The following is a 3817-nucleotide window of genomic DNA, read 5'->3' as shown; positions in this document are numbered from 1 at the left end:
TTGAAAGCCCAAACAGCGGAATTAACAGAATAATATCAATACCTTAGCGTTAGTGGACGGACACTAGGTTAATCCACCACGAGATTGCAAATCGCACTACGCCACCAGCGTTCCGGTGTGAGGGAGGCAGAAACACCCATTGGCCGGGAATATGAGCAGAAGCCGGCGATGGCGAGCACAGTGGCAGATAATCCCATGATTGATTTCGTGAAGGCGTCGGTTGCGAGAATGGGCAAATCTGAGGGAAGGTGGTCGTATCGAGAAGGAGTTATACCGATGTCCATCGAACCTGTGCCGTTTGAGCCACGCCGGTTTCGCACGGCGGCGGCGCATTATCTGGCGGGTCGGCCCGGCTATGCACCACGGCTGATCCGGCGCGTCGCCGAGCTTTGCACGCTGGGGGCGGCGGACCGGGTATTGGATCTGGGCTGCGGGCCGGGGCAGTTGGCGAAAGCTCTCGCGCCATTCGTCGGCGCGGTGGTGGGAATTGATCCGGAGCCGGAGATGCTGCGCCTGGCGGAGCGGGAGGCCCCCGCGAATGTACGGTTTCTGGAGGGAAGTTCCTATGGGCTCGAGCCGGATTTGGGCGTGTTCCGGCTGGTGACAATGGGGCGATCGTTTCATTGGATGGACCGGGTCGATACGTTACGACGGCTGGAGGGGATGATCGAGCCGGGCGGGGCGGTGGCGCTGTTCGGGGACAAGCACCCCGAGGTGCCGGAAAATGCCTGGCGACAGGTGTTCCAGGACCTGGTCGGGCGTTACGCGGCAGATGATCCGCACCGGCACCAACGGCACGAGCCGGGGAAGGCGTCCCATATCGCCGTGCTGCTGGACTCGGCCTTTAGCGAATTGGAGGAGGTTTCGGTGATTGAGCGGCGGGAACTGCCTGCGGCGGCGTTGATTGAGCGGGCGTTGTCGATGTCATCCACGTCACGGGCCAGGATCGGGGCGCGGGCCGATGCGCTGGTGGCGGAGATCGAAGCGCTGACGGCAAAGCTCGCGCCGGCGGGCCGACTGATTGAGGTGGTGGCGAGCACGGCGCTCATCGCCCACCGGGGAGGCTAGCCCCGCCGAGCGCTATTTTTCCGGTAGGACATCGCTACGCCGTAACGATGTCACGTTAACTATTTGATTAAAATCTATTTTTTAAAGCTACACAAAAAACGCAGAATATATCTTATGGAAAGTCGGGGCTGGTTTTAGCCATGCAAGAGCGCGATGGCTTTCTGCCTGATTTCATCCAACTCGGCGGCCGTCGCGCGTCCTTTGCGTGTCGCGTGCCGGGCCTGCCAGTCAAGGCTCTTGATTTGATCGGCGAGCGCCACGCTGGGTTTCGTGCCTGACAAACGAACCTCGAATGGGTAATTTTTGACTTGGGTGGTGGTCGGACAGCATAGTAGCAGCCCCGTACGTCCATTGTAGGACGCTGGGCTCAGCACCACAGCAGGCCGGTGTCCAGCCTGTTCGTGGCCGGCCTGAGGGTTGAACTCAAGCCAGACGATATCGCCGGCATCTGGGACGTATTTTGGCTTCGCACGCGGCAGAGCTGCCATTAGAGAATTTCTCTGCCGACTGAACCGCCAAAATCAACTTCGCCATGGAGATTATCCGGTGTGACCTGTGACAGCAGACTTTCCAGCGTCACCTGCTTGCGCATCGGCTCGATGACGATACGGCCATTCTCTGCTCGGATATCTACATCCTGGTCGATGCTCACATGAACGGCGTCCAGGATCGCGGCGGGGATCCGGACCGAGGCGCTATTTCCCCATTTTTTTACCTGGCTTTGCATTTTACCGCTCCGTTGCTACATTGTAGATACATGATTGACCCACGCAGGTCAAGCGGGGGGCGAGAAAATAAAAACTGTGCGCCGCAGCATTGCGCGAGCGGCGCTCTGTCTTATGGAAAGTACGGGGGTGGAGTGGCGGCTCGGATACGCTAAATAGCACCGCCCAGCCCAACAGCTATATTGCGCCGCAGGATTTTATTCCCTCCCCCCGGGGACTTCATCTCCAAATGTCAGCCGTGCATGGCTATATGAAAACCCGGTATGTTCAACTTTGGGGCACATAAACACCTATACCGAACACGTTTATTGCCTCGCATTTGATGTGGCCGGACCCCCATGCATCACCCGGCTGGCGTTTCGATCCACGCCCCCCGCGCGAGGGGGCGACCGCCGCAGCTCTATACTGAGCTTGATGCCGTGCTGTTTCGATCCACGCCCCCGCGCGAGGGGGCGACGGTAAGCGGGGTCGTCGCAGCCGCTTTGAGGCCGTTTCGATCCACGCCCCCGCGCGAGGGGGCGACCGAATTGGCATGGTCTCAACGATACAGTCGTGCGTTTCGATCCACGCCCCCGCGCGAGGGGGCGACTTTGGCGTTGCGCAGTACGAAGGCGTAGGGGCCCTGTTTCGATCCACGCCCCCGCGCGAGGGGGCGACTGGCGGCGATGAGGAAGAACGCCACGATGTATTTGTTTCGATCCACGCCCCCGCGCGAGGGGGCGACCGCCAACCTGCTCAACCGCCAGCCCGGCCAACACGTTTCGATCCACGCCCCCGCGCGAGGGGGCGACAGTAATTTGACGCGATATGAGATCGTTTTTGCGAGTTTCGATCCACGCCCCCGCGCGAGGGGGCGACCCGTCTGGCCGTCCACCACGCCCGTGGTGGACGTGTTTCGATCCACGCCCCCGCGCGAGGGGGCGACGTTTGTGGTGTTTTATGGGTTTGTTGTCCGGGGTAGTTTCGATCCACGCCCCCGCGCGAGGGGGCGACCTGGCGGCGGTTCGACGGAAAACGGCTCTGTTGCCGGTTTCGATCCACGCCCCCGCGCGAGGGGGCGACTTAGCGGTATCTGGGAAACTGAGGGCGTAGACCCGTTTCGATCCACGCCCCCGCGCGAGGGGGCGACGGATCATCGCCACGGACGCATCGTGGCGCATCTGGTTTCGATCCACGCCCCCGCGCGAGGGGGCGACAGTTGGTCCCTTTTATGCCGAGCATTCCGGTTGAGTTTCGATCCACGCCCCCGCGCGAGGGGGCGACCGCGCCGTAACCGCCCTGGCTCATCTTCTGATGGTTTCGATCCACGCCCCCGCGCGAGGGGGCGACTTCAGGCGTTGGGCGGTCCGGGGCCGCTTGGGAGTGTTTCGATCCACGCCCCCGCGCGAGGGGGCGACTAACGCCAAAGGCCAAACCGGCAAAGGCTGCGGCGTTTCGATCCACGCCCCCGCGCGAGGGGGCGACCGACTTCGTTCATGGTTGCACCTAATTGGCGGGTGTTTCGATCCACGCCCCCGCGCGAGGGGGCGACCCTCCGATTTGAGATAGCGAAATTGTGGCGGGGAGTTTCGATCCACGCCCCCGCGCGAGGGGGCGACGACACCCGACGAGGCGAAGATGGTTGTTGGGGTGTTTCGATCCACGCCCCCGCGCGAGGGGGCGACGCCATCGAGGGCGGCGGGTTCGTCACCCCCTATGGTTTCGATCCACGCCCCCGCGCGAGGGGGCGACTCCAACGGACCGCCTTGCTCGCCCCAGGGGTAGCAGTTTCGATCCACGCCCCCGCGCGAGGGGGCGACCTTCGGCGCCAAATCTGTGGCCTTACCAATCAACGCGTTTCGATCCACGCCCCCGCGCGAGGGGGCGACAACGTGAGGCTGACAGTCCCGCTTGAAAACGCATGTTTCGATCCACGCCCCCGCGCGAGGGGGCGACGGCTGAGGCATATCGGCGCGGGGTATGGCTTTGCTACTGAATATTGGCCCAGCAGTGCTGGCGAATTTTGGCCCACCTCCATCATTCAA

3 protein-coding genes and 1 CRISPR repeat array are annotated in these 3817 nt (G+C 62.4%); of the genes, 1 reads left to right on the top strand and 2 read right to left on the bottom strand.

Features of this window, described 5'->3' with window-relative positions; genetic code table 11:
* Window positions 1-276: 276 nt before the first annotated feature.
* Complete coding sequence (locus tag QQJ84_RS05155) at window positions 277-1068, top strand: class I SAM-dependent methyltransferase (RefSeq protein ID WP_284257029.1); 792 nt, start codon at window positions 277-279, stop codon at window positions 1066-1068.
* 134 nt (window positions 1069-1202) lie between these two features.
* Here QQJ84_RS05155 and mazF read toward each other — a convergent pair whose 3' ends face one another.
* The gene (gene mazF, locus QQJ84_RS05150) at window positions 1203-1556 is read right to left on the bottom strand and encodes an endoribonuclease MazF (RefSeq protein WP_284257031.1); all 354 of its coding nucleotides are present in this window, start codon (window positions 1554-1556) and stop codon (window positions 1203-1205) included.
* A complete protein-coding gene (locus tag QQJ84_RS05145) occupies window positions 1556-1795 on the bottom strand; it encodes an AbrB/MazE/SpoVT family DNA-binding domain-containing protein (RefSeq protein ID WP_284257030.1) in 240 nt (79 codons plus the stop codon). Before QQJ84_RS05145 ends, mazF begins: the two co-directional genes overlap by 1 nt.
* 422 nt (window positions 1796-2217) lie before the next feature.
* Window positions 2218-3728: a CRISPR direct-repeat array (repeat unit 33 nt; unit sequence GTTTCGATCCACGCCCCCGCGCGAGGGGGCGAC).
* Window positions 3729-3817 lie beyond the last annotated feature (89 nt).

Source organism: Acidocella aquatica (genome assembly GCF_030160635.1).
Lineage (GTDB): Bacteria > Pseudomonadota > Alphaproteobacteria > Acetobacterales > Acetobacteraceae > Acidocella > Acidocella aquatica.
This window is presented reverse-complemented; position numbering and strand designations above follow the sequence as displayed.

What these genes read in the sequence shown, in the direction of transcription:
- QQJ84_RS05155 (WP_284257029.1), top strand. Translation starts at nt 277, where the DNA reads ATGTCCATCGAACCTGTGCCGTTTGAGCCACGCCGGTTTCGCACGGCG.
- QQJ84_RS05145 (WP_284257030.1), bottom strand. Translation starts at nt 1,795, where the DNA reads ATGCAAAGCCAGGTAAAAAAATGGGGAAATAGCGCCTCGGTCCGGATC.
- mazF (WP_284257031.1), bottom strand. Translation starts at nt 1,556, where the DNA reads ATGGCAGCTCTGCCGCGTGCGAAGCCAAAATACGTCCCAGATGCCGGC.